Origin of the sequence: Bacteroides sp. L10-4 (assembly GCF_013373675.1) — a bacterium.
Lineage (GTDB): Bacteria > Bacteroidota > Bacteroidia > Bacteroidales > Bacteroidaceae > Bacteroides > Bacteroides muris.
On the sequence record NZ_JABXJH010000029.1, the window covers coordinates 21,871 to 47,940 of the forward strand.

The 26,070-nt window shown below is 47.9% G+C and carries 9 protein-coding genes; 6 read left to right on the forward strand and 3 right to left on the reverse strand.

The window, feature by feature from the left end; all coding sequences use genetic code 11:
• Nucleotides 1-913 precede the first annotated feature (913 nt).
• Nucleotides 914-3,529: a DNA mismatch repair protein MutS gene (mutS, locus tag HU824_RS10800; protein ID WP_005833942.1), complete on the forward strand. Its 2,616-nt coding sequence runs from the start codon at nt 914-916 to the stop codon at nt 3,527-3,529.
• A 94-nt stretch (nt 3,530-3,623) separates the two neighbouring features.
• Here mutS and HU824_RS10805 read toward each other — a convergent pair whose 3' ends face one another.
• The 3 genes from HU824_RS10805 to HU824_RS10815 form a co-directional block, all read right to left on the reverse strand.
• Nucleotides 3,624-7,886, reverse strand: a complete 4,263-nt coding sequence (locus HU824_RS10805) for a glycoside hydrolase family 2 TIM barrel-domain containing protein (protein ID WP_176468835.1) — start codon at nt 7,884-7,886, stop codon at nt 3,624-3,626.
• A 22-nt stretch (nt 7,887-7,908) separates the two neighbouring features.
• Entirely contained in the window at nt 7,909-11,976 is a 4,068-nt protein-coding gene (locus HU824_RS10810; protein WP_119957725.1) for a hybrid sensor histidine kinase/response regulator transcription factor, read from the reverse strand.
• Nucleotides 11,977-12,136: 160 nt separating this feature from the next.
• Nucleotides 12,137-14,086: a glycoside hydrolase family 97 protein gene (locus HU824_RS10815; RefSeq protein ID WP_176468837.1), complete on the reverse strand. Its 1,950-nt coding sequence runs from the start codon at nt 14,084-14,086 to the stop codon at nt 12,137-12,139.
• A gap of 413 nt (nt 14,087-14,499) precedes the next feature.
• On the opposite strand from HU824_RS10815, the gene HU824_RS10820 reads away from it, so the two are divergent.
• From HU824_RS10820 to HU824_RS10840, 5 genes are all read left to right on the forward strand, one after another.
• Nucleotides 14,500-18,132 carry a glycoside hydrolase family 38 C-terminal domain-containing protein gene (locus HU824_RS10820; protein ID WP_176468839.1) on the forward strand — a complete coding sequence of 1,211 codons (3,633 nt, stop codon included), beginning with the start codon at nt 14,500-14,502 and terminating at the stop codon, nt 18,130-18,132.
• A gap of 264 nt (nt 18,133-18,396) precedes the next feature.
• Nucleotides 18,397-19,626: a glycoside hydrolase family 76 protein gene (locus HU824_RS10825; protein WP_176468840.1), complete on the forward strand. Its 1,230-nt coding sequence runs from the start codon at nt 18,397-18,399 to the stop codon at nt 19,624-19,626.
• 22 nt (nt 19,627-19,648) lie between these two features.
• A complete protein-coding gene (locus HU824_RS10830; RefSeq protein WP_136008785.1) occupies nt 19,649-21,112 on the forward strand; it encodes a glycoside hydrolase family 125 protein in 1,464 nt (487 codons plus the stop codon).
• Between the two features lie 134 nt (nt 21,113-21,246).
• Nucleotides 21,247-24,423, forward strand: coding sequence for a TonB-dependent receptor (locus tag HU824_RS10835; RefSeq protein WP_176468841.1), 3,177 nt, complete (start codon nt 21,247-21,249; stop codon nt 24,421-24,423).
• A gap of 15 nt (nt 24,424-24,438) precedes the next feature.
• Nucleotides 24,439-26,049 carry a RagB/SusD family nutrient uptake outer membrane protein gene (locus HU824_RS10840; protein WP_176468842.1) on the forward strand — a complete coding sequence of 537 codons (1,611 nt, stop codon included), beginning with the start codon at nt 24,439-24,441 and terminating at the stop codon, nt 26,047-26,049.
• Nucleotides 26,050-26,070 lie beyond the last annotated feature (21 nt).

Below are 26,070 nucleotides of genomic sequence, written 5' to 3' on the forward strand. Positions count from 1 at the left end.
TCCGGGGGCCATTCAACATAAAAGCGTGAGACTGCATGCCACGTTCTGGTTGGAGGTCCTAGGAAAACCTTGTACACGGATATGGGTATAGCAGCCCACGCTATATGCGTGAGAACCACTATGCTATCCTTGTGTACAATTGTGAATTTCCTAGGTTCCCAACCACAAGATAAGCATAACGCTTCTTCAAATTCTAAAATGTCTTGGAGGGAGCTTCCTCTCTCCAAATGCAAAAATATGAAAAATGTAGGAAGTGCAATAACATTTCCTGCATTTTTTATGTTGGCACATAAGTATTTATAATCATTACAGTTTGAATTCCTTGTTTTTTCGTTGTGGTTGCTGTATTGTTGTAGTAGCCTCTCGAACTGCTTCCTGAACCAGTCGAGGATGTTCTTCCCGTTGATGCGCAGGACGAAGCATTTCCTTTTCCTGTTTTTTTGATGTAGTCGGTCTGCACCGTGGTCGCGGTAATGCTGGGCGGTGGAAAATGCCGGCTACCGTGCCATCAAGACAGCAATAAATACTACGAATATGTTTGGTATATAGGGCAAAAGAAACAGTAATCCTGAACCGTTTATAGAAGCCATCATCAATGATGCTGAGTATAGGCATAAAAAAAGGAGTACCGCTGTACTCCAACCTTTGTTAACCTTAAATCTAATACTATGAAAAACACATTGCAAAGGTACGGACTTTTTGCTTATCTCCAAATAAAGCAAATAAAAAAGGCTGTTTTATAACATGTTTTAGGAAAATGCGTCTCTTTGTTAAGGCTTGCTAAGGTTTTGAAGCCTCTCCGTGAGTGTTTTCTAAAAAAGAATTATCTTTGTCACATTAAGTTTTGGGCTTTACTTGGCGGTCTTCTGTTCTCTTGGCTCAAAGCTTTGGAAATTAAAAACTAAAGACCCGTATGCACGAAGATATTGTCCTTACCCCGATGATGAAACAGTTCCTTGACTTGAAGGCAAAGCATCCCGATGCTGTCATGCTGTTTCGTTGTGGTGACTTCTATGAAACCTATTCCACCGATGCTGTCGTTGCGTCCGAAATTCTCGGTATTACCTTGACCAAACGTGCCAACGGCAAGGGGAAGACCATCGAGATGGCGGGTTTCCCACATCATGCGCTCGATACTTATCTGCCTAAACTGATACGTGCCGGTAAGCGTGTGGCTATTTGCGACCAACTGGAAGACCCGAAGCTGACGAAGAAGCTGGTGAAGCGCGGCATCACGGAACTGGTGACGCCGGGAGTTTCCATCAACGACAATGTGCTGAACTACCGGGAGAACAACTTCCTGGCTGCCGTGCATTTCGGTAAGGGTGCCTGCGGTGTGGCTTTCCTGGACATATCTACGGGCGAATTTCTGACGGCGGAAGGACCTTTCGACTATGTGGACAAGCTGCTGAACAACTTTGCCCCCAAAGAGGTGCTTTTCGAGCGTGGCAAGCGGCTGATGTTCGAAGGAAACTTCGGCAGCAAGTTCTTCACCTTCGAGTTGGACGACTGGGTGTTTACCGAGACATCTGCCCGCGAAAAGCTGCTGAAGCATTTCGAGGTGAAGAACTTGAAAGGCTTCGGTGTGGAGCATCTCAAGAACGGTATCATCGCTTCGGGAGCCATCCTGCAATACCTCATCATGACGCAGCATACGCAGATAGGGCATGTCACTTCGCTGGCACGCATCGAGGAGGATAAGTATGTCCGCCTGGATAAGTTCACGGTGCGCAGCCTGGAGTTGATGGGGTCGATGAACGACGGTGGCAGCAGTCTGCTGAATGTGATAGACAAGACCATCAGCCCGATGGGTGCCCGCCTGCTGAAACGCTGGCTGGTATTCCCGTTGAAGGACGTGCAGCCGATTAACGAGCGGCTGAATGTGGTGGAATACTTTTTCCGCCAGCCTGATTTCAAAGAGTTGATAGAAGAGCAGTTGCATTTGATTGGCGACTTGGAACGCATCATCTCCAAAGTGGCGGTAGGGCGTGTCTCTCCGCGTGAGGTGGTGGCGCTGAAGGTGGCTTTGCAGGCGATAGAACCCATCAAGGCGGCTTGCATGGATGCCGATAATGCCAGCTTGAACCATATAGGCGAGCAGTTGAATATCTGCCAGTTTATCCGCGACCGCATTGACCGGGAGATAGACAATGACCCGCCGTTATTGATTAATAAGGGAGGTGTCATCAAATCCGGTGTCAGTGCCGAGCTGGACGAGTTGCGCCGGATTGCCTACTCCGGCAAGGATTATCTGTTGCAGATACAGCAGCGCGAGAGCGAACTGACAGAGATTCCCAGCTTGAAGATAGGCTACAACAATGTCTTCGGCTACTACATTGAGGTGCGCAACACGCATAAGGACAAGGTGCCGGCAGAGTGGATACGCAAACAGACCCTTGCCAATGCCGAGCGCTATATTACCCAGGAATTGAAGGAGTACGAGGAGAAGATTCTCGGCGCGGAGGACAAGATACTGGTACTGGAAACACAACTCTATGCAGAGCTGGTACAATCTTTGAGCGAGTTCATTCCTGCCATTCAAATCAATGCGAACCAGATAGCACGGTTGGACTGCCTGCTCTCCTTTGCCACAGCGGCGCGCGAGAACAACTATATACGCCCCGTCATTGCCGACGACGACGTGCTGGAAATCCATCAGGGACGGCATCCGGTCATTGAGAAGCAGCTCCCCATCGGCGAGAAGTATATTGCCAACGATGTGATGCTGGACAGCCAGACGCAGCAGATTATCATCATTACGGGTCCCAACATGGCGGGTAAGTCCGCTTTGCTGAGGCAGACGGCGCTGATTACGCTGCTGGCTCAAATCGGCAGTTTCGTGCCTGCGGAGAGTGCCCATATCGGTTTGGTGGATAAGATATTCACCCGTGTGGGTGCCAGCGATAATATTTCCGTGGGCGAGTCTACCTTTATGGTGGAGATGAACGAGGCGGCGGATATCTTGAACAACCTTTCTCCCCGCAGCCTGGTGCTGTTCGACGAGCTGGGACGCGGTACTTCTACGTACGACGGTATTTCCATCGCCTGGGCGATTGTGGAGCATATCCATGAGCATCCAAAGGCGAAGGCACGCACCTTGTTTGCCACGCACTACCATGAGTTGAACGAGATGGAGAAAAGCTTCAAGCGTATTAAGAACTACAACGTTTCGGTGAAGGAGATAGATAACAAAGTCATCTTCCTGCGCAAATTGGAGCGCGGTGGCAGCGAACACTCCTTCGGTATTCATGTAGCCAAAATGGCGGGTATGCCCAAAAGCATCGTGAAGCGTGCCAATGACATTCTGAAACAACTGGAAACAGACAACCGCCAGCAGGGGATTTCCAGCAAACCGATGGTGGAAGTGGGAGAGACACGCGGTGGTATGCAGCTCAGCTTCTTTCAGCTCGACGACCCGGTGCTGTGCCAGATACGCGATGAGATACTGAATCTGGATGTGAATAACTTGACGCCGCTGGAGGCGCTGAACAAGCTGAATGATATTAAGCGGATAGTGAAGGGAAAGTGATTTTTACTTATAGGAGAAAACGTGGAATTTCAGGACTTGTACAAGTTTTTGCACAAGCCCTGAAACTCCATGGTTAATAGTTTTTCCTCTAAAATTATTCTTCCAAGATTATCTCTAATTCTGCTATGGCAGCTTTCTTTCCTTTGTCATGGGCCGATAATCCCAATAGTTTCACATAACGTGCCCGGCAAGGAGTAAATTCTATAGTTTGCGTTGCTGTACCTATATGGAAGGTGCCATAGATAATGGGCTGCCCCCAATTTTTTCCATCTTTGCTTGCATATACTTCATAGGAAGCTATCCGTCCTTCTTCGCTATCTTGTCGCGGAGTGTAGCGGATACCCTTTATAGTGGCCTCTTTGGATAGGGAAAGATGTATCTCATGAGGGTAGGGAGCTATGTAGAATTGGTTGTGTACCGTGTGCCAATAGGTGTTTATGTTACCGTCTGCCGCCAGCTTCATGCTGTTGTCTGCATCGCTGTCTACGGAGACCACTATTTGTCTCTGGGATGCTCCGCTGATGTTTTTCAGGATGCTCACATTCAGTTCGGCTGCCGAAGCCCATTTCCTGCCGTGCATTTCGGACAAGGGAACGAATTTGAAGTAACGGGCAGTGACGGGTGTTTCCAATGTTATGGTTTGGGCAGACGTCAGATTGGAGAATGTACCTTTGACGGTGCTTTCCCAATTTTTTCCGTCTTTGCTGAAGCTTAGCTCGTAGTCTTTGACGTGTCCGTTATCATTGGAATGTCGTGCTGTGTAGATGAATTTGTCCACTACCAGTAGGGAAGCCATGTCTACCACAATGCTGTGTGGAAACTCTGGAATGGGTTCGTGCCAACGGGTGTGCCAATACGTGGAAGGGTCTCCATCGATGGCGTTTTGCGCCTCTTCTCCTTGGCTGTCGCTGCTGGAGGAGACTACCTTCCATGCCGAGTGGTCTACGAATATGGGTAGTTCCATAGTAGTGACCAGGCTCTTGCCTAATTTTCCAGAAACAGCGTATGTTTGTATCTTTCCACCGTCAATGAACTCGAATGGAGCTGTGTATTCCCGGTATTCGTTACCGTTAAGGCTGTAGAAGATGGTCGCGTCCGGAGTTCCGGTACTCATTTGCAGGTAACCGTTGTTATCGCGTTCTACCATTACGGGCATGCATGCAGGCATCTGTACGCGTGCTTTCTTGGTAAGCTCACTTTGCGTGTAGCTTCTTTCCAAAGGCATCATGATGAAGCTGAATGCTACGGGAGTTGCTTGCAGTTCGTATTTTTTCATCGGGCCTGGACCGCAGCTTGCGTTGCCCAGAGGACGATTGTGGGCATCAAGACAAAGAACTGTCTCCTTGCGCATCGGGATGTCGTATTTGTGAATCAGTTTTTGCAGATGGTCGGGGTCTGCCATGTCTTGTGCTCTGACATGCAGGGCAGAAGCCGCCATTTGGTCGCCTGCCACGAAAACGAAGCCCATACCGTCGGCGTTGGTGATGGAAATCCAGCGTACCTCTTCATGGTTACCCATCTCCTGAGGCTTTACATAGTTCACCCATTGGTCGGATACTATACTTTCGTATACGCCTATTGGGGTGGCATCCTTGCGGTCTACGTAGTTTTCCCATGGGCCACGTCCATACCAACGCATACGCTCGAAGCCTTCGGGCAGTTCCATTCGATAGCCCACACGCGGAATGATTTCGCTGTCGGATACCGGGATGATGACACTGTTCACCATGATGGAACCATCGGCATTTACGGTGTATTCTATTTCTGTGCGATACTCAAAACCGAGTTTACCTTTGTGGCAGTTCCGGATGTGCAGGGTTATTCTGTCCTCTTCTTGGTGGGTTTCCCATTTGCCGGTTTCCGCTTGCAGCTGGTAAAGGCCTTTGCGTTGCCAATCGCCACTTACCTGTTTATCGTTGTCGGTGGGAGCACGGAAGAGGTTCAGTTCGAGTCCTTTACTTATCAGGGGGATATTATTCAATGTATATGCCGATAAAGTTCCTTCTTCCTTGGAGAAGACAGCTTCAAAACGTTCACCTTTCACCACCAATGCGTCGGCAGTTTCGTTTAGATTGATGTTTCCTTTTTCGGGTACGAATATAGGTTTCTCGCTGCTTGATAGCTTGAATTGTTCGGTGGCTACCTCGTAGTCGGCTTTTGCCCATTCGGTATCTCTTTTTTGGCAGAAACTGAAATTGATAAAGTATTCTGCTCCGGGTACCTTCGTTGCGGGTATGTCTGGCAGGGTGATGACTTTGCTTGCCTGTGCTTCCAGCTTCAAATCTTCCAGATTGCCTGAGCAGACGGTCCTTCCATCTTCCGTTATTTCGTATCTCCCGTAGAGGTCTTCCATATTGGCATGGAATCGCTTGTTGCTGATTCTATATTTGCCATTCCCTAATGCTTCTATGCGGATGGGTTGATGTATCTTCTTCATTTCATAGGATTTGGCAGATAATGTACGGTCGGAGAAGATGACGCCGTTGGTACAGAAGTTACCGTCGTTGGGCTTGTCACCAAAGTCACCGCCTACGGCCATGTAGAAGCCTTTGCCGTCGGGAGTGGGCATACGCAGGCTTTGGTCTACCCAATCCCAGATGAAACCTCCGATGAGTGCCGGATAGCGTTCGTAGGTTTCCCAGTATTCCTTGAAGTTTCCTATGGAATTTCCCATGGCATGGGCATACTCGCATACTACGTGCGGTTTCACGATCTCGCCCTTTTGTATTTTCTCCAATCGTTCACGGCCTACGTTTTCCAGCCAGTCCACACTTGGGTACATGCAACTGGTCACGTCGCAGAAAGAACTGTTTCCCTCGTAGTGGGTGGGGCGGGTAGTATCCAAACGTTTGATGGCCTTTTCAGCAGTGGAGAAGTTGTTTCCGTTTCCCGATTCGTTGCCCATGGACCACATTACGATGGAAGCGTGGTTACGGAAACGTTTCACTTGGTTCTCGTTGCGCTCGGTGAATGATTTTTCCCATTGTGGCTCGTGTGAGAGACGCATTTCGCCGTGACACTCTACATTGGCTTCTGCCAATACATAGATGCCATAGCGGTCGCATAGGTCGTAAAAGTAAGGGTTGTTGGGGTAATGGGAGGTACGGACGGCGTTTACGTTCAGCGCTTTCATTAGTTGTACGTCCTTTTCCATCTCTTCTTTGGAGACGGTACGGCCATTCAATGGGCTGTGATCGTGGCGGTTGACACCTTTGAAAAGAGTGGGTTTGCCGTTAATCAGCAGTTGTCCGTTTTTGGCAAACTCTATTTCGCGGAAGCCTACCTTTACACTACGTAGGTCTGTCACTTTTCCCTTCTGTTTTAGGGTCAGGGTCAGGTTGTAGAGGCTGGGTGTTTCGGCTGTCCATTTCAGTGGGTTCTCCACATCGAATTCCAGATGGGTACTACCTGTTTTTGTGGCGTGGATAGTGCGTGATAGCACTTCCTTTCCTTCTGTGTCGGAGAGCTTCACTATGAGTTCGGCAGAACTTTTCTTACCGGTGATTTCCACGTCCAAAAAAACTGTAGCATTACGATAATCTCCGTCCAAGTCGGTTCGGAAGAAGAAGTCCCTAATTTGCGTGCGTGGTGCTGACCATAGGAATACATCGCGGAAGATACCGCTGAACCGCCAGAAATCTTGACATTCAAGAAAACTTCCATCGGTGAAACGGTACACTTCAACTGCCAATGTGTTTTTTCCTTCTTGTAAATAGGGAGTCAGATTGAACTCGGCAGGTAAGTAGCTGTCTTCTGAATAGCCCACTTTTTTACCGTTCAACCAAAGATAGAAACCTGCTTCCACTCCATTGAAGCGAATAAATACATCTCTGCCCTTCCAAGATGTGGGCAAAGTGAATTCACGTCGGTAACTGCCTACGGGATTGGGCATGTTGGCGAAAGTATAGTCTGCCGGGCGAGGTTGGATGACGTTGGGCCATTGTACTCCTTTACTGTAATCACAGAAAGGGTAAATGGTATTGCAATACAAAGGCTTGTCCCAGGGCTTGTTATGGCGTACAGCCTCTATCTGCCATGTGGCAGGCACTTTGATGTTGTCCCAGTCACTTACGTCGTAGTCGGGCTTGAAGAAATCCTTCGGCCGTTTTTCGGGGTCGGCCACCCAATGGAATTTCCATGTACCGTTCAGAGTTTGATAATAGGGGGATTCCTCGATGCTCAGGCGTAGGGCTTGTCCTTCGTCGGCAAAGGGAATGGCGGTTTGGCATGCCGTTTCTTTGTTCACTCCCGAAATGTTCAGGTCATTCCATTCGGGCTGTTCGTGAGTTTGTGCTGTTGCGGCTGCGGTAGCAAGCAGCCCGGTGAATGCGATACTCAAAAAAGAGCTTCTTTTCATAAATGCAGATGGTATAAGATGATTAAGTATTAGTGATTTCCTGTCCTTCCCTCACGTTCTTCTTTTGCCGTTCGCAGTATTGACGGGGCGGCATTCCGTAACGTTGTGAAAAAGCTTTATAGAAAGTGCTTCGGTTGGTGAATCCCGTGCGGTCCATCAGCTCTTCGATGGTGAAGTTGCTGGAGACTAACAAGCGTTCCGCCGTGGAGAGGCGGTATTCTTTGATGATGTCGGCAGGCGATTTGTCAGTAAGTGGTTTCAGTTTGCGGTAGAACTGCCGGCTGCTGTAGCCCATTTCCTTACTCAAAAGTTCTACTTGCAGGTCTGGATTGGCTAAGTTCTTTTCAATGACTTCTGTCATTTTCTCTAAGAATTCTTGTTCTTCTTTGTGCAAGCAGCTTCCTTCTTTCCAGGTAAAGGTGCTGAGTGCCGAACTATAATATTCCTTCAGGTTTTCTTCGCGGCGGATGAGATGATAGACCATCTTTTCCAAATATTTCACATTGAAAGGCTTGGTGACATAGGCATCCGCCCCCGATTCCAGTCCTTTTACTTGGTCGTCTTCGTGATGCAGTGCTGAGAGCAGGATTAGGGGAATATGGCTCCACAGCTTGTGTTGCTTGATGGTGGAGGTGAAGGATAACCCATCTATATCGGGCATCATCACGTCTGAGATGATGAGATCTGGCTGTCGTTGCTCCAGGCTGTCTAATGCCTTTTGGGCATTATTGAAAGAGAGTACGTTGTATTTCTCTGTGAATATTTCGGATACGAACCACAGCATGGAAGGGTCATCATCTATCACCATGACCGTCTGCTTGTTTGCGTCGAATTCTTGGGTGTATTTTTCGGGCAATTCTTGCACTTCTTCGGTGGGAATGCTTGGAGAAGCCGCTTCGTATGCTGTTTGCGGTACTTCTTGTCCGTTGGGGGGGAGCGAGGGAAGGCTTACAGTGAAGGTGGTCAGTTCGCCCGGTGTGCTTTCGATGTTTATGTCTCCTTCCAACAGTGTCACCATGTTTTTGCAGATGGCCAACCCCAGTCCGTTTCTTGAGTTTTTGCCGTTCATCTCCACGGAGTCGAGAATCTTATAGCGGTCGAATATCTTTCCGAGATTTTCCGGTGTGATGCCTTTGCCGGTATTGGCTATCTTCAAAATAAGACGTTCGTTTTTCGTGTACAATGTTACGCTGATGTTCCCCTTGTCGGGTGTGTACTTGAAAGCGTTGGATATGAGGTTTCCGGCTATTTTGTTGAAGCAGCTCAGGTCGGTGTTCCATGTCAGTTCGGGGGCTATGTCAAGGCAGTAGTTCATTTCTCTGTTTTCCGCCATGTCACCGAAGGATTCGGCGATGTCCCTTAACTTTTCGGAAACAGGTTGCGGCTGTATGGAGAGCATTTTGTTTTCCGTTTCCAGTCTTCTGAACTCCAGCAATTCCACAATGAGACCATTCAGCTTTTCCACATTTTGCTGAATCATCTTGGCGTAGCGGTGCGTGTAGATATCTGTCTCCTTGTGGGTGAGTATCTTCTCGCACGGTCCCTGAATCAGGGTGAGGGGGGTGCAAAACTCGTGGGTGATGTTGGTGAAGAAGCGTAGTTTTGATTCATAGACTTCCTCTTTTTTCTGTCGTTCCATTTTCTTCATCATGTGCTGCCGCTTCAGGCGGTAGGTATAGAATGCATAGGCGACTATGCCTGTACATAATAGTAACCCTAACAAAAAGTAGCCCACATAGGCCCAGGTACTGAGATACCAGGGAGGAGCGATGTAAATGGTGAAGGCTTGCGGATGGCTTTCTTTACCGTTGATGTTGTTGCGGTATTTCACAAACAGAGTATATTCTCCGGGGGAAAGGTTGGAGAAGATGGCATTGGGTGAAACTCCGTTTTCTATCCATTGGTCGCTTGCTTCCTTTAGTTTATAGGAGTAGAAATAGTCGTTTCCGTTAATGTAGTCTGTTATCCGGAAGTTGAGCTGGAAGAAGTTGTGTTTGTAGTCCAGTTGTAGCACGGGCTTCCCGTCTTTGTAATGTAAAAAGTCATGCAGGTTGTATTCCTTACCGAAGATGGAAAGTCCTTTCAGGCTGATTTCGGGCATATAGTCCGTGGTGATGTAAGAATCGGGCTTCACGGTGACGAAGCCGTTTACACCTCCAAAGAAAAGGATTCCCGTAGCATTGTCTTTGTAGAAGGCTCCATCACTAAATTCGGTCACGGCCAGTCCGTTTCCGTTGTTGTAGGTCTGCTTGGTCTGTTCTTGGGGATTGAGTCTCATTAATCCTTGATTGGTACTCACCCAGAGATTGCCTCGGTTGTCCTCCAAGATACCATGTACGGTGCTGTTGGTGTAGAGCTTTGCACTGATGCTGTCTGGGTTTCCGTCTTCGTTTGAGTAGAAGCGGAGAAGCCCTGATCCAGTGCCCAGCCAGTAGCCTTGCTCGTTTTTGTGTATGGCGAACACATCGTTGGCGGTTTGGCTGTTTACCAAGTTGTTGAAGCGGAACTGTGCCATTTCTCCAGTACGTACATCAATGCGGTAGGCTCCGAGCCCTCTGTTCCCGAACCACAGCGTAGAGCTGCTTTCACGGTAGGAGGTGAAAAAATAGTTTGATGCCATATGTCCGTTACTCACCAAAGTCCGTGTAGCATGCTTCACAATAGGATCTTTTCTCTGATTTTCTAATGTCACCTTTACGATTCCTTCGCCCACGGTGGAAATCCAAAGTGTACTGTCATTGGTTTGATCAATGGAGTGCACATATTTCACTTTGGTTCCATTGGCTTGTACCGCCAGTTCTTTCAATTGGTGGGTAGAGTAGGAATAATAATTGATTCCGTTTTCCGTACCTATCCAAAGTCGGTCTTTTCCACCGGGTGCAAAACAGTAGACGGAGTTGTCGGTCAATGTGCTGTTACCGGTGATGAGACGATCATGTTTTTCGGGTGTATTGTTGACAAGATAATTCGGTATACGCAATATGCCACTGCCTTTGGTTCCTATCCATAAGGTTTGCTGTGGGTCGAGGTAAAGGCTGCGTACCGGGTTGTTCACCTGATATGCGGGAGTGTTGAGCAGGGTGTTGGTCATGGTGAATGTGTCATTGTAAAGCATGTATAACCCTTCTCCGTCGGTAGCTACCCATACGATATCTTGAAATTTGTCTTTCATCAGACAGAAGATGCCCGACTGTATTTCAGTGTATTCTATACGGTATTTAATCTTTTGGTTTGCTTCATATTTCAGTACTATCAAGCCGCTGCTTTTGAAACCGATACAGAAGTCATTTTCTCGTTTGATGATGGAAGATACTTCACCTCGTTTTTCTATTTCGTCTTTCAGGTCGGCAATGTAGTAACACTGTCGGTTGCTGAAACTATATTCGTAGAGGGCATAGGTTTCATCAATGAAGTAGGCTGAATCTTCTCCGATGAAGGCATGCTTCAAGCCGTGATGTCCAAATGGCTTTTCCGGAATCAGTGTCACGCTTTTTCCCGTGTGGTTCAGACGATAGCAACGAGTGTTGTTTCCAGTTGCGAATATCCAAAGCAGGTTGTTGGAATCAATGGTCATGGACAGTACTTTATTAAAATCCATGGAAGAGATGTTTAACTGGAGAAATTTCTGGTTCTCTTGTTGGTAGTGATACAGATTTCCGTCATCTTTCAGCACTAACATGCACTTGTTGTTGCTTCGTGCCAAGAAGATGTTGTCCTTGAATTCGGTAAAGGTCCGGCAGGTCTGTCGGTATGTATCCAATCTGTCTAACCCGTAGTTGGTTTGTAACCACAGTATGCCTGGCTCTGATTCTACGATCTGGCTGATAATGTTGCCTGACAATAGGTTGCGTGACGCATCAACGGGCGTATATAGGTGGATATTGTTGCCGTCAAACACGTTCAGTCCGTCGCATGTTCCTATCCATAGTACACCTTGGCTATCTTGGTAAAGGGATTGGATGGCACTATTGGAAAGACCGTTTTTATTGGAGAATTGCCGTAGGCTGTAAGCGTACACAAAATCCGGAAAACAGCATAAGAGGCTGATAAGCAATAAAATCGTATGGCCTTTCCAGTATATGTCTTTCATGTGGCTTGTTGTATTGATTTTGAGTTGCAAAGATATATTTTAAGGTGGAAACAGTCAATATTTGCAATATATTTCTTTAGTTGTAGGCTTACAGTTTGCTTTGTATCTGCTCCGTATCCTTAGAAATGTATTTGTACGGAGCAGATAGGTATGGATATGATTAGCGAATGACCGCAGCGAATCCACCGTTGCGTGCCAAACGGACTGTGATATGGTCGCCTTTCTTCAAGGATTGTTCTTGCTTGCGGTAGTCCATGGCTTGGTGGTCAGCGTTGATGCCGTCTTCAAAAGAGGTCATGAGATAATTTTTTCCTTCTTGCAGGAAATCAAGGGAGATGTTGAAGACCCGTTCACGTTCGCGGTTGTTGGTCATGCCTCCTATATACCATTGTTCTCCTTTGCGTTTGGCCACGACGGCATACTCTCCTGCTTCAGCTTCGAGGGCGATGGTTTCGTCCCATGTTTGAGGTACTTGGGTGATGAAGCGGGTGCACTCGTCGTTGCGGTAGTAGAGGGTAGGGTTGTCTGCCATCATCTGCAGGCCGGTTTCAAAGAGAACAAAGAGTGCCATCTGATAGGCACGTGTGCCGATGCTGGCAGAATTGGGACGTTCGGAACGGTAGACCTCGGGCTGCATGCTGAGCATGGCGCCGGGAGTATAGTCCATGGCTCCTACTGCGTTGCGTATGAAGGGGAAATAGACACTGTTGTCGGGACGGCATCCACCCATCTGCTCCATGCCTCTCACGCCTTCGTAGGAGAGTACGTTGGGGTATTTGTATTCTAATCCGGCAGGTTTGAAGGCACCGTGGAAGTCCACGAAGAGATGGTGTTTGGCGGCTTCGCGTGCCACGCGTTCATAGAAGTTCACCATCCATTGGTCGCTACGATCCATGAAATCTATCTTTACGCCTTTCACGCCCCATTTTTCGAAGGTTTCGAATAGGTCGAAGTGATTTTCTACCGTAAGCCAAGTGAGCCATAGCACAATGCCTACGTTTTTCTCTTTGCCGTAGCGGATGAGTTCGTGTATGTCTACCGTGGGATTGGGTGTATAGGGGTCTCGGGTGTTCATGGCCCAACCTTCGTCCATTACTATATATTCTATGCCATAGTGGGATGCGAAGTCGATAAAGTACTTGTAGGTGTCAAGGTTGCAGCCAGCCTTGAAGTCTACGTCGGGGCCGTAGGGTATGGCTCCGTTCCACCATTCCCAGCTGGCCAGTCCGGGTTTAATCCAAGAGGTGTTTTCTATGACATTCTTTTCAGCGAGGCGATAGGATAGGGTGTTTTCTATAAGTTTGCGGTCATCATCGGTAATGACGAAGTAACGCCACGGATAACTGCGCTTTCCTGCAGTACGGGCTATGCAGTTGGCTTCTTTCAGAATCTTGAGACTGCGGTCGCCGTCTTCTCCGAACTCAAGAGGCAGACGGGGGAAGACGGAGGCAATACCGCCTTGTCCGTCGTTTTTCAGGAACATGGCGGGATAGTCTGTCAGATTGGTTTCACTCATGAGGATTTTGTCACCTTCGGGTGTGCTGGCTAAAAGGGGAAGCAGAGCCATACGATTGGAGTTTTTCCACTCACTGCATGTTTGGTGGCGATATTCTTCTTCATAGGAAGTCTTAAAGCCGTCAGGTTGCTGAAGATGTAGCAGGCAGCCATCCACAAGGTTCAGTCGCAGGATTTCATTTATTATTTCTTGCTCGCCTTTCAAGTCAGTGAGGAAACGGTAGGCAAATCCGTCGTCAAAGGCGCGGAACTCCACCGAATAGTCTCCTTTGAATTTCAGCAGCAACCGATTGTAGCGGTTGGTTACGGTAGAGAATTTCAGGGGCACCACGGGGGTCAGTTCCTCGTTTACGCTTTGGCGTACGGCCTTGTCCAGTTTGGGATGGATGCCCAGCTGACGGTTGGCGGTTTCCAAGCCGATGACACAGCTGTCCATCAATGTTTGGTTTCCTTGGGCTACGTCATATCGGATTTGGTCGGTCAGCTCCAGCGAGATGCGGATGTTCCCGCTAGGTGAGGTCAGTTGATGTACTTTCTGTCCGAAAATGGTCAGTGAAAGGCAGAGGGCTGCCGGGAGTAGGAGTTGTTTTTTCATGCTATTGGCTTTTCGATTTTTACTGTATGCAAAAGTAGTCCGTGGTCTGCAAGAAGTGTGTTCTATTTATGACATAAATGTATGAAATCATGCCATGGACGGTTTTTTACATATCTATGTCGCGAATCTGTACAGTACGGGAGTGGAGCCCGGGCTACCTTTGTGCTGAGGCCGGGCATCGGATTCTTGTACTTTGTCTCAAGGTTGCGGATGTCTGTCCCAAGGTTGCGGATGTCCGTTTCAAGCTTTGGGATTTCTATCCCAAGGCTTGGGATAGAACCGAATCTATGTTTTCTCAAACTTTTGTATATGTTCTTCCGAACTTTGCAACAAGTATTCCGGAACTTTTTCACTTGTGTCCGGTATGTCAGGGAATTATCTTTTATTCAATGAAAACCAATAATAGCAGAACCATGAAAAGGAGACCAATGCTGGCGGGGAAGGCCCGCCTGATAGCGGGAGCCGTAATGTTGGCCGTTGCAGGCGGACACTTATCGGCCCAGACCGCTGCACCGCAGAAAGCGAAAGCGTATATGGTGGCGGATGCCCACCTGGACACACAGTGGAACTGGGACATCCAGACCACCATCAAGGAGTATGTCTGGAATACCCTGAACCAGAATCTTTTCCTCTTGAACCAGTATCCCGACTACATCTTCAATTTCGAGGGTGGTGTGAAGTATGCCTGGATGAAGGAGTATTATCCTCGTGAATACGAACTGATGAAGGCCTTTGTAAAGGCAGGCCGCTGGCACGTGAGCGGGGCCAGTTGGGATGCTACCGATACTTTGGTGCCCTCCATCGAGTCGTTCATCCGCAATATCATGCTGGGGCAGGAGTTTTACCGCAAGGAGCTGGGTGTGGAGAGCACCGACATCTTCCTGCCCGACTGTTTCGGGTTCGGATGGACATTGCCCACCGTTGCCGCCCATTGCGGGCTGATAGGATTCTCTTCACAGAAGCTGGACTGGCGTAACAATCCTTTCTACGGTAAGAGCAAGCATCCCTTTACCATCGGACTGTGGAAAGGAGTGGATGGAGCGTCCGTCATGCTGGCTCACGGATATGATTATGGCCGTCGTTGGGACAATGAAGACCTTTCAGAAAGCAAATATCTGATGGAACTCTCCAGATGTACTCCCTTGAATACCGTCTACCGCTACTATGGAACAGGTGATGTGGGTGGTTCACCTACCATCGCTTCCGTGGCTTCCGTGGAGAAAGGCATCAAGGGAGACGGCCCGTTGAAGATTATCAGTGCTACCAGCGACCAGCTGTTTAAGGATTACCAACCATATGACGCTCATTCCGAGCTCCCCGTATTTGACGGCGAACTGCTGATGGACGTTCATGGCACCGGCTGCTACACTTCACAGGCCGCCATGAAGCTTTACAATCGCCAGAATGAACTTTTGGGTGATGCCGCCGAACGTGCTTCTGTAGCTGCCGCCCTTTTAGGCACTGCCGAATATCCCGGGAAGAGTTTGACGGAATCTTGGCAACGCTTCATTTTCCATCAGTTTCACGATGACCTGACGGGTACCAGCATTCCTCGTGCCTACGAATTCTCATGGAACGATGAGTTGCTTTCTCTGAAGCAATTCTCCGGCATCCTGACTCATGCCGTGGGAAGTGTGGCAGGCAAGCTTGATACTCGTGTCAAGGGGATTCCCGTAGTGCTCTATAACGCTTCGGGATTCAAGGCTGCCGATGTGGTGACTATGGAGGTGAAAGCACCCCGTTTTCCCAAAGGCGTGGCAGTGTACAATGAACAAGGCAAGCAGGTGGCTTCGCAGTTGGTTTCATACACCGATGGAAAGGTTCGTTTGTTAGTAGAAGCCACTGTACCCGCCAACGGATATGCGGTTTACGATGTCCGTCTCTCCGGCGAGGGCAGAAAGGTGTCCGCTGTTGAAGCCACAAGTATCGAAAATTCGCTCTACAAGCTGACACTGAACGAGAACGGTGACATCACTTCACTGCTCGACAAGAAAAACAACAAGGAACTGGTGAAAGCCGGCAAGGCCATTCGCCTGGCTCTCTTCACTGAAAACGAATCGTTCGAGTGGCCCGCATGGGAGATATTGAAGAAGACTGTGGACGCTACTCCTATCTCCATCACCGAGGATGTGAAAATGACCCTCTGCGAAAACGGGGCACTGCGTAAGACTCTCTGCGTGGAGAAACGCCACGGTGATTCTTTCTTCCGCCAGTACATCCATCTGTATGAAGGCATATTGGCCCACCGCATCGACTTCACCAACGAAGTGGACTGGCAGTCTGCCAATGCCCTGCTGAAGGCCGAGTTCCCCCTCAATCTGAACAACGAGAAAGCTACTTACGATTTGGGTGTAGGCAGCGTGCAGAGAGGAAACAACAGCTTGACCGCTTACGAAGTATATGCCCAATACTGGGCCGACCTGACAGACGCTAACGGTTCTTACGGTGTTTCCATTATGAACGACAGCAAATATGGCTGGGACAAGCCCGACAACAATACCCTGCGTCTCACTTTGCTACACACTCCGAAGACAAAAAGTAACTATGCTTACCAAGACCGTCAAGACTTCGGCCGTCATACCTTTACTTACAGCTTGGTAGGTCATACAGGCGCTTTGGACGTAGTTCGGACCCGCGAGAATGCCGAACTGCTGAACCAGCGCATCAAGGCATTTGCTGTTGGAAAGCACCGCGGCGAATTGGGCAAGAGTTATTCATTGGCTTTTTCCGACAACCGGAATGTCCTTATTAAAGCCTTAAAGAAAGCCGAAAGTTCAGATGAATATGTGGTACGCGTGTATGAAGCCGGAGGCAAGCAGGCGCAGAAAGCCTCGATTGTCTTTGCCGACAACCTTGTGGCTGCTGTAGAAGCAGATGGTACGGAAAAGACCATCGGTAAGGCTGCATTCAGTGGAAATCGCTTGGAAGTGTCAGTCAATCCAAACGGCATTAAGACCTACAAGGTACGTTTCGCTTCCAATAAGAAGGTGCAGACGGTGGCCCGGCCATTGCCGCTTGCTTATGACAAGAAGTGTTTCAGTTGGAACGAGTTCAAGGCTGCTGCCGACTTTGAGGCCGGCTATTCTTACGCTGCCGAGTTGATACCTACCGAGATGAATGTGAATGGAGTGCCTTTCAAATTGGAGACGCGTGAAGAACTGAATGGCATGGCTTGCAAGGGCAATGTGCTGAAACTGCCCGCCGACTGTGCTTATAACAGACTCTATATCCTTGCTGCCGCCGCTTCTGATAAAGATGTGAAGGGGATATTCCGCACGGGCAAGTCCGTGCAGGAGATTATTGTACCTTCTTATACTGGCTTCATCGGCCAGTGGGGGCACACCGGACATACGGAAGGTTATCTGAAAGATGCTGAAGTTGCCTATGTAGGTACGCACCGTCATTCTGGTGAAGGCGATCAGCCGTATGAATTCACTTACATGTTTAAGTTCGCCATCGACCTGCCTGAGAAGGCTACTGAAGTGGTATTGCCCGATAATAAGGATATTGTTATCTTTGCCGCCACTTTGACTAATGTTGCAGCTGCTTCCGTTTGCCCCGTTTCCGAACTGTTCCGTACGGCAAACAAGTGCAATCGCTATCAGACGGAAAGCTCCACAGAGAGAGTGAACATTCTGAAGCAGGACATGGTAATGGGCTATTCAAGCTATGTGAACGAGAAAGAGAAGCCGGCTTTCATGGTAGATGGCGACGAAAACACAAAGTGGTGTGCTATTGCTGAAATGCCCCACTACGTAGACTTTGATTTGGGCAGTGAAAGGAGCATTAACGGCTGGAAGTTACTGAACGCTGCCGGCGAAAACCATTCCTACGTCACTTCCTCCTGCTTCCTGCAAGGTAAGACCGACAAGAACAGTGAATGGCGCACACTGGACTATGTTTCGGGCAATGGCAAGAATGTACTGAACCGCACGCTAAATAAGCCTGAAAGTGTCCGCTACCTGCGTCTTTTAGTGACACAACCCATGCAATCGGCTTTCGGTAAGGATGTGCGCATTTATGAAATGGAAGTGTATGCAAAATAAATAGGAGTCGCTTCTTTATCTCTAAAGCGGGTACGTTTTAGTACGTATCCGCTGATTTTTTAGATGCGGGTTTACTGTATTCATTTTGTGACAAACTTGTTTCAAAATTCTGCCATGTCCGGAATGTGGACGGTAATGTCATGGATTTATAGTTGGCTTTTAGTCTTACTGCCTATTTTTGCAATCGTTTTTAATAGGGTTTATATAGAAGGCTCCCGTGATGGAGTGAAAAACAAGTCAAACAATTTAATGCCGTTGAAAAAGATGAAAAATTCCAAGAAAGCACTTTTCTGCCTGTTGGCATGCGCCCTGGCAGTAACCGGATGCAAGACACAGAAAGAACCGGCTGTAGCGGACAACGTAATGCTGGTCAGATCAACACAAACACTTGATTCCTTATATGCTCACTATTCCGCACCGGGCACTTGTCTGTTGCGTGAGAATTACCCTTCGGACGTGGAAGGCTATACCGCCACTTATCTGGCTTCCGAGGAACAGAAGAACCGTCCCAATCTCTACTCTTATTTGTGGCCTTATTCCGGTACCTTCTCCGCAGTGAATGCGCTGATGGAGGCTACTAAAGATAACAAGAAAGATTTCGGGAACTATCAGAAGTTACTTGATGAGAAAGTGCTTCCGGGACTTGCTGAATATTTCGATACCTGTCGCATGCCCGAAGCATATGCTTCTTACATCAAGGACGCTCCGTTGTCCGACCGCTTTTATGATGACAACGTGTGGCTCGGCATCGACTTCGCGGACGTCTATCAGATGACCCGCCAAGAGAACTATCTGCAGAGCGCCAAGCTTATCTGGAAGTTTATAGAAAGCGGTATGGATGATTGTTTGGGAGGGGGTATATACTGGTGCGAACAGAAGAAAGAATCAAAGAACACTTGTTCCAACGCCCCAGGTTCCGTCTTTGCCCTGAAACTTTTCAAGGCTACGCAAGACAGCTCCTATTTTGAGAAAGGGAAGAGCCTGTACGAATGGACTAAAGCAACATTGCAGGACACAACAGATTGTCTTTACTTCGACAACATGCGTTTGGACGGTGAGATAGGACGTGCCAAATTTGCCTATAACAGCGGTCAGATGATGCAGTCGGCTGCCTTGCTCTATCAGCTTACCGGCAATGAGCAGTATCTGAAGGATGCGCAAGCGATTGCCGCCGCTTGTCATAATTATTTTTTCATGGAATTCACCCCCGAACAGGGAGCCCCGTTTCATATGCTGAAGAAGGGCGATGTGTGGTTCACCGCTGTTATGTTGCGCGGTTTCATGGAGCTCTATCAGACAGACGGAAACAAGGCTTATCTTGATTCCTTTGTCCGCAGCCTGGACTATGCCTGGATACATGCTCGTGAAGATAACGGCCTTTTCAATACTGATTTCACCGGCAAAAGCCGCGACAATCGTAAATGGTTGCTTACCCAAGCCGCCATGGTAGAGATGTACGCGCGTTTGGCCGTGTCCGCTAATCAGCCTTTATAATTAAAAAAACGAATCATACCTAATGAAAAAGAGAAACATTACCTTGTGCGCTGTTGCCATGCTCTGTATGCAGGGCTATGCCAAGGCAGACACTTTTACCTTGAAAGGTGACAACACTTGTGTGGAGAACTATGCTCAGATGACCGCTGCTTACAAAAGCAATCGTCCAAAAATGAAGAAACGCCTTTTCACCTCAAAAGCCGTGGAAGCTGAGATTCTTCGTGTGAAGAAGCTGCTTACCAATCCTAAGTTGGCGTGGATGTTTGAGAACTGCTTCCCTAATACGCTTGACACTACTGTGCACTTTCGTATGCTGGACGGTAAACCCGATACTTTTGTTTATACCGGTGACATCCATGCTATGTGGCTACGCGACTCCGGTGCGCAGGTGTGGCCATATGTGCAGCTGGCCAACAATGATGCGCAATTGAAAGAGATGCTCGAAGGTGTCATCCGCCGTCAGTTCCTTTGCATCAACATTGATCCGTATGCCAATGCTTTCAACGACGGACCTACGGGGGGCAACTGGATGACTGACTTGACAGACATGAAGCCTGAACTGCACGAGCGCAAATGGGAGATAGATTCTCTTTGTTACCCGCTTCGTCTGGCCTACCAGTATTGGAAAGTAACCGGTGACAGCAGTATCTTCGACGGTGAATGGATGAGGGCAATTACTGCTATCCTGAAGACTTTCAAGGAACAGCAGCGTAAGGACGGTGTCGGTCCTTACCGTTTCCAACGCAAGACGGAACGTGCCCTCGATACGTTGAATAACGACGGCTTGGGTGCTCCGGTCAAGCCGGTGGGACTGATCGTTTCCGCTTTCCGCCCATCGGACGATGCCACTACGCTTCAATACCTGGTTCCTTCCAACTTTTTCGCTGTCTCTTCTTTGAAAAAGGCTGCTGAAATTCTGACGGAAGTAAACAAGGAAACATCTTTGGCCAAGGAATGTACCGATTTGGCTGCTGAAGTGGAGGCAGCCTTGAAGAAATATGCCACTTACAATCATCCCGAGTTTGGAACAATCTATGCATTTGAAGTAGATGGATTCGGCAATCATCTGTTGATGGACGATGCCAATGTCCCCAGCCTTCTTGCCATGCCTTATTTGGGTGATGTGGACGTAAACGACCCTATCTATCAGAATACACGTCGTTTTGTGTGGAGCGACAGTAACCCTTACTTCTTCAAAGGCAAAGCCGGCGAAGGTATCGGGGGGCCGCACATCGGTTATGATATGGTATGGCCCATGAGTATCATGATGAAGGCATTCACCAGCCAGAATGATGAGGAGATAAAGACTTGCATCAAGATGCTGATGGATACGGATGCCGGTACGGGATTCATGCACGAGTCTTTCCACAAGGATGACTCCGCTAACTTTACCCGAGCATGGTTTGCTTGGCAGAACACGCTGTTTGGAGAGCTGATTCTGAAATTGGTGAACGAGGGTAAAGTGAATTTGCTCAACAGTCTGTAAAACAGAAATCATTTAAAATCAATAAAGTGCGTTAGAATAAAGATTGGAACACAGATTACATGAACCGGTTACTCATTGATGTTGTTTGTGTTCTTCTCTTATCGCAATTTATTATAATGTTTAATCTTAAAAATATGAAAAAGAATCGAGTGTACACAGTAAGTTCATTGCTGGCTCGGATAAGCGGGAACTGTAAGTTCTGGCTTATTGCCTTGCCCGCTGTGACTATGCTGACGCAGGCTCCCGCTGCTTATGCCCATGTGGAGAGTGTTGCCGTGGCGCAGCAAAGTAATGCCACGGTGAAAGGCTCCGTTAAGGATGCCACCGGCGAAAGCCTGATTGGAGTAAGTGTTACTGTCAAGGGTAAAGAAGGTGTGGGTACCATTACAGATGTGGATGGAAACTATTCCATTGTTTGTAGTGTCCAAGATGTTCTCGTCTTTTCCTATGTGGGGTATGCCACTCAGGAAATTGCTGTGAAAAACCAAAAGCAACTGAATGTTGTCTTAAAAGAAGATACCAAGGTGCTGGATGAAGTTATTGTCATCGGTTATGGTACTACTACTCGCAAGAGTGCCGTGGGTGCCGTAGACCAGGTGAAAGCTTCCATGATTGAGGATCGTCCCGTGGCAAATATGACCGAAGCCCTGCAAGGAGCTGCACCCAATGTGGTTATCCAGCAGCGCAGCAGCAATCCGAACGACCGCAAAACCAATTTCAATATCCGTGGTATCAGTACGGTGAACGACAACAGCCCGCTTTTCGTTATCGACGGATTGATAGCTGATGGCGGTAGCTTCGATAAATTGAATCCCAATGATATTGAGAATATTTCTATCTTGAAGGATGCCGGTACAGCCGCTATTTATGGTTCGCGTTCTTCCAATGGTGTAGTGTTGGTTACTACTAAGAAAGGTAAGAAGAACCAGCGTGCGACAGTCCGGTTAAGTGGCATGATGGGATGGCAGAATCCGGATATCTTGTTTTCGCCGGTGAAAGGTTATCAGAATGCTACTTTGCGCAATTTAGCTGCCACTAATGCCGGAGAGGCTCCTTTGTATACACCCGATCAAATCCGTGACTTGGCTGCCCATCAAAATGAAGAAAGCTGGTTTTTTGATCAGATAGTCCGCACAGCCTTACAGCAGAATTATAATCTAAGTGTATCCGGAGGTAGTGATAAAACCACTTATATGGTATCCATGGGCTATTATGACCAGGAAAGTAATTATGTGGGCAACAGTGACTTTGGCGTGCAGCGTTATAATTTTCGTACCAATGTTAGCACAGAAGTGGGACGTTTGAAACTGAATGCTATTTTGGCTTATACACGTAATAATAGTGTAAGTACCACCGGTGGAAGTTTGGAAGTGGATGCTGCCCGTGTACCTACTTATTATTATTACAAAATGAAATCGGACGATGGAAGATATTTGTTAAATGATGTATTGAGTGAATTCAACCCATTGGGAGCATTGGAAGCCGGTGGCCGTAACAAGTTCCGTAACAATTATCTGAACGCTAATGTCAATGCTGAATTCCGGCTTATTGACGGATTGAAATTGCGTGGAGTGTTGGGTGCGGATGTGATAAACGACATGCGCTCTACCCGCAATTTGGGTGTAGCCTATTACTTGAATGAAGAGGCCACCGAACCGCGTCCGGTGAAGGATACCGACTACAAAACTAGCAACTGGAACCACACTGCCTACCTCATCAATACCCAATTATTGCTGGATTACAACAAGACATTCGGCAAGCACAATGTCACCGGACTTTTCGGGGTGACCAACGAATCCTTCACTTCATCCAGCAATGATATTGAAAAGAAAGGTGTAGACCCTGACTTGGGTATTGGTACAGACATTACCAACAGTACTGTAGGAAATATTACCGGAAGTACTTTCGTAGACGGATCCAATCGTACCAGTCTGACTTCTTTGTTGGGACGTGTGGGCTACTCTTACGCAGACAGATATTATGCTGAATTCAGCTTCCGTTATGATGCCTCTTCCAAGTTCCATAAAGACTACCGTTGGGGTTTCTTCCCTTCTGTTTCGTTGGGCTGGCGCCTGAGCGAGGAGAACTTCATGCAGACCTACAAAGAACGTGTGGGCGATTTGAAGTTGCGTACCTCTTTCGGTATACTGGGCAATCAGTCTATCGGTACTTATGATCGCTTTACCGTCTACGAACTATACAACAACTCTTACGCATACAACAACCAGACAGTGTCGGGTGCAGGTTTTAAGTTAGGTAAAGATAATTTGACTTGGGAAAAGACCAAGACCTTCAATATCGGTGTGGATGCTTCGTTCTTCAATAACGCTTTGAATGTGACGTTCGACTATTTCTACAAGCGTACGAGCGACATCTTGATGAAGCCTCTCGTACCTTCGGTATTCGGTACGGATATGGCGATGGACAACATTGGTGAGATGCAGAACCAAGGTTGGGACCTCTCTATCAACTATCGTTTGAAGACGGGAGCCGCAAACCATAACTTCAGTTTCAACCTTGGTGACTCTTGGAATGAGGTACTGAAATTCCCCGGTCACGAAAGAATTTCGCAGATAGAAGAGTTGAGCCGCATCACCCGTGAAGGTTGTCCGCTGGAGTCTTACTACGGCTACAAGATGGACGGTTTCTTCCAGAGCTATGAAGAGATTGAATCATCGGCTATCCCTGTAGGTGGAAAGGTACAGCCGGGTGACGTGAAGTTTGTAGACCGTAACGAAGACGGTATCATCGATTCGAAGGATAAGTTCATCTTGGGTAACGCCTTCCCTCGCCTGACTTTCGGTTTCAACTACAATGTGGAATGGAAAGGATTCGATTTCGGTATGTTCTGGCAGGGTGTGGGCAAGCGAGACATGATGCTTCGTGGTGAATTGATTGAACCGTTCCACGCCAACTACTCTTATAACATCTATAAGCATCAACTGGATTTCTGGACTCCTACCAACATCGATGCACGCTGGCCGAGACTTACTGCTCCGGGTTCTACTTCCAACAGAAACAACTACGGAAACGGACAAGGTTCCGACCTGTTCTTGATGGATGGAAAATACCTGCGTCTGAAGAACTTGCAGATTGGTTACACATTCCCTAGAACATGGAGCCGCAAGGTAGGCATGGAAAAGGCACGTATCTATGTAAACGGGCAAAACTTGCTGACCTTCAGTAACAATTCGTTTATTGACCCCGAGTCTTCTGAGTTTGACTCTAAGATGGGTAACAGTGGCGCCAATTCCGGTAGAAACTACCCGACGCTCCGTTACTACGGTTTCGGTATAGACATTGAATTCTAAAAACAACAGATAACTATGAAACTAAGAAAATACATAGCTTTTGCCGGAATGGCTGTTCTGATGCTTTGCAGTTGCAACGAGATGGAGAACGCACCGACAAACAAATTTACGGATAACTCCTATTGGACTTCCACCACCAAGGCTCAGTATGTGGTGAACATGGCTTATAGCCAGATGTACAATGCAGGCCGTATGTGGAGCGATGAAAGTTTGAGTGACAACGCTTACGACGGTCGCAGTGTGGACGATCAACGTGCCATTCGCAAGGGTATGGCCACTCCCTCGCTCGACATCTTCAAGAACGAATGGAAAGACCTTTACGGAGGTATAAAGACCTGCCACGTGTTTCTTGAAAAGGTGGATCTGGTACCCAACATGGACGCATCTGTTAAAGCGCGTATGATTGCTGAGATACGTTATATCCGCGCAAGCCTTTACTTCCGCCTGACTAACCTTTATGGTGCAGTACCTTTCTTTACGGAAGACATCACGCTGGAAGAATCGCGGAGTGTAAGTCGTACGGACCGTGAAACTATTATCAGCTTCATTCATCAGGAATTGGAAGACATCAAGGATGCGCTTCCCACTCGTGACCAATTACCCGAAGAAGACAAGGGCAAGATTACCAAAGGTGCCGTTTGTGCTTTGCAGGCCCGGGTCTACCTGATGGATAGCGACTGGAGCAATGTGATGCTTTATTGCAACAACTTGATGAATAAGCAAGGCGAATATGGTACTTACGCTCTGTTTTCTGATTATGCCGGGCTTTTCGATGAAGCCAATGAGTACAATGAAGAGATTATCATGGACCGTTCTTATGTACCCAATTTGATTACTTGGGGTGAGATGGTAGACATGATTCCTTTGTCAAGAGGCGGACGTGCCGTGAGCCGTGTACCGCAGCAATCGTTGGTAGACACCTACCTGATGCTTAGCGGAAAGACCATCAGCGAAGCCGGGACAGATTATAACGCTGCTTATCCTTACGACAATCGTGACCCACGTCTCACAGCCACTATCATTTATGATGGCTATGACTGGAGCGGCAATGTGGACGATGGTAGCAAGGACGTAGTCATCAACATCCGTCCGGGTTCGGGAACCGATGCCTATGATGGTGGTGGAAACGGCACTTCTACCGGTTATTTCACCCGTAAGTACTATAATCCGCAGGCTCCCGGTGACCAGAATTCCGGTATGAATATCATTGTCATGCGCTATGCTGACATCTTGCTGATGTATGCTGAGGCTGTTCACGAAACAAGCGGTATGACTGAAGAGGTATGGAACAAGACCATCCGTCCCATCCGTGAGCGTGCCGGATTCACTGCCGATGCAGCCTTGAACTTTCCTGCCGGAAAGAGCAAGGAAGAGATGAGGCAGATTATTCGCGACGAACGTCGTGTAGAAATGGCGATGGAAGGTTTGCGCTGGTATGATATTAAGCGTTGGAAGGCTGGTAACGAATACTTGTCGGGCAAGGTGCGTGGTGCAAGCTTCGTGGACGAGAACAAGCTTGATACCCGCAAGTTTGAGGAGGCAAGAGATTACCTTTGGGCAGTTCCTATCAGTGAAATAAATTTGAATCCTAATCTGGCACCTAACAATCCGGGATATGGAAATTAACGTGTGTCTAAACTCATTAAA

What these genes read in the sequence shown, in the direction of transcription:
- mutS (WP_005833942.1), top strand. Translation starts at nt 914, where the DNA reads ATGCACGAAGATATTGTCCTTACCCCGATGATGAAACAGTTCCTTGAC.
- HU824_RS10835 (WP_176468841.1), top strand. Translation starts at nt 21,247, where the DNA reads ATGAAAAAGAATCGAGTGTACACAGTAAGTTCATTGCTGGCTCGGATA.
- HU824_RS10805 (WP_176468835.1), bottom strand. Translation starts at nt 7,886, where the DNA reads ATGAAAAGAAGCTCTTTTTTGAGTATCGCATTCACCGGGCTGCTTGCT.
- HU824_RS10825 (WP_176468840.1), top strand. Translation starts at nt 18,397, where the DNA reads ATGAAAAATTCCAAGAAAGCACTTTTCTGCCTGTTGGCATGCGCCCTG.
- HU824_RS10830 (WP_136008785.1), top strand. Translation starts at nt 19,649, where the DNA reads ATGAAAAAGAGAAACATTACCTTGTGCGCTGTTGCCATGCTCTGTATG.
- HU824_RS10840 (WP_176468842.1), top strand. Translation starts at nt 24,439, where the DNA reads ATGAAACTAAGAAAATACATAGCTTTTGCCGGAATGGCTGTTCTGATG.
- HU824_RS10815 (WP_176468837.1), bottom strand. Translation starts at nt 14,086, where the DNA reads ATGAAAAAACAACTCCTACTCCCGGCAGCCCTCTGCCTTTCACTGACC.
- HU824_RS10810 (WP_119957725.1), bottom strand. Translation starts at nt 11,976, where the DNA reads ATGAAAGACATATACTGGAAAGGCCATACGATTTTATTGCTTATCAGC.
- HU824_RS10820 (WP_176468839.1), top strand. Translation starts at nt 14,500, where the DNA reads ATGAAAAGGAGACCAATGCTGGCGGGGAAGGCCCGCCTGATAGCGGGA.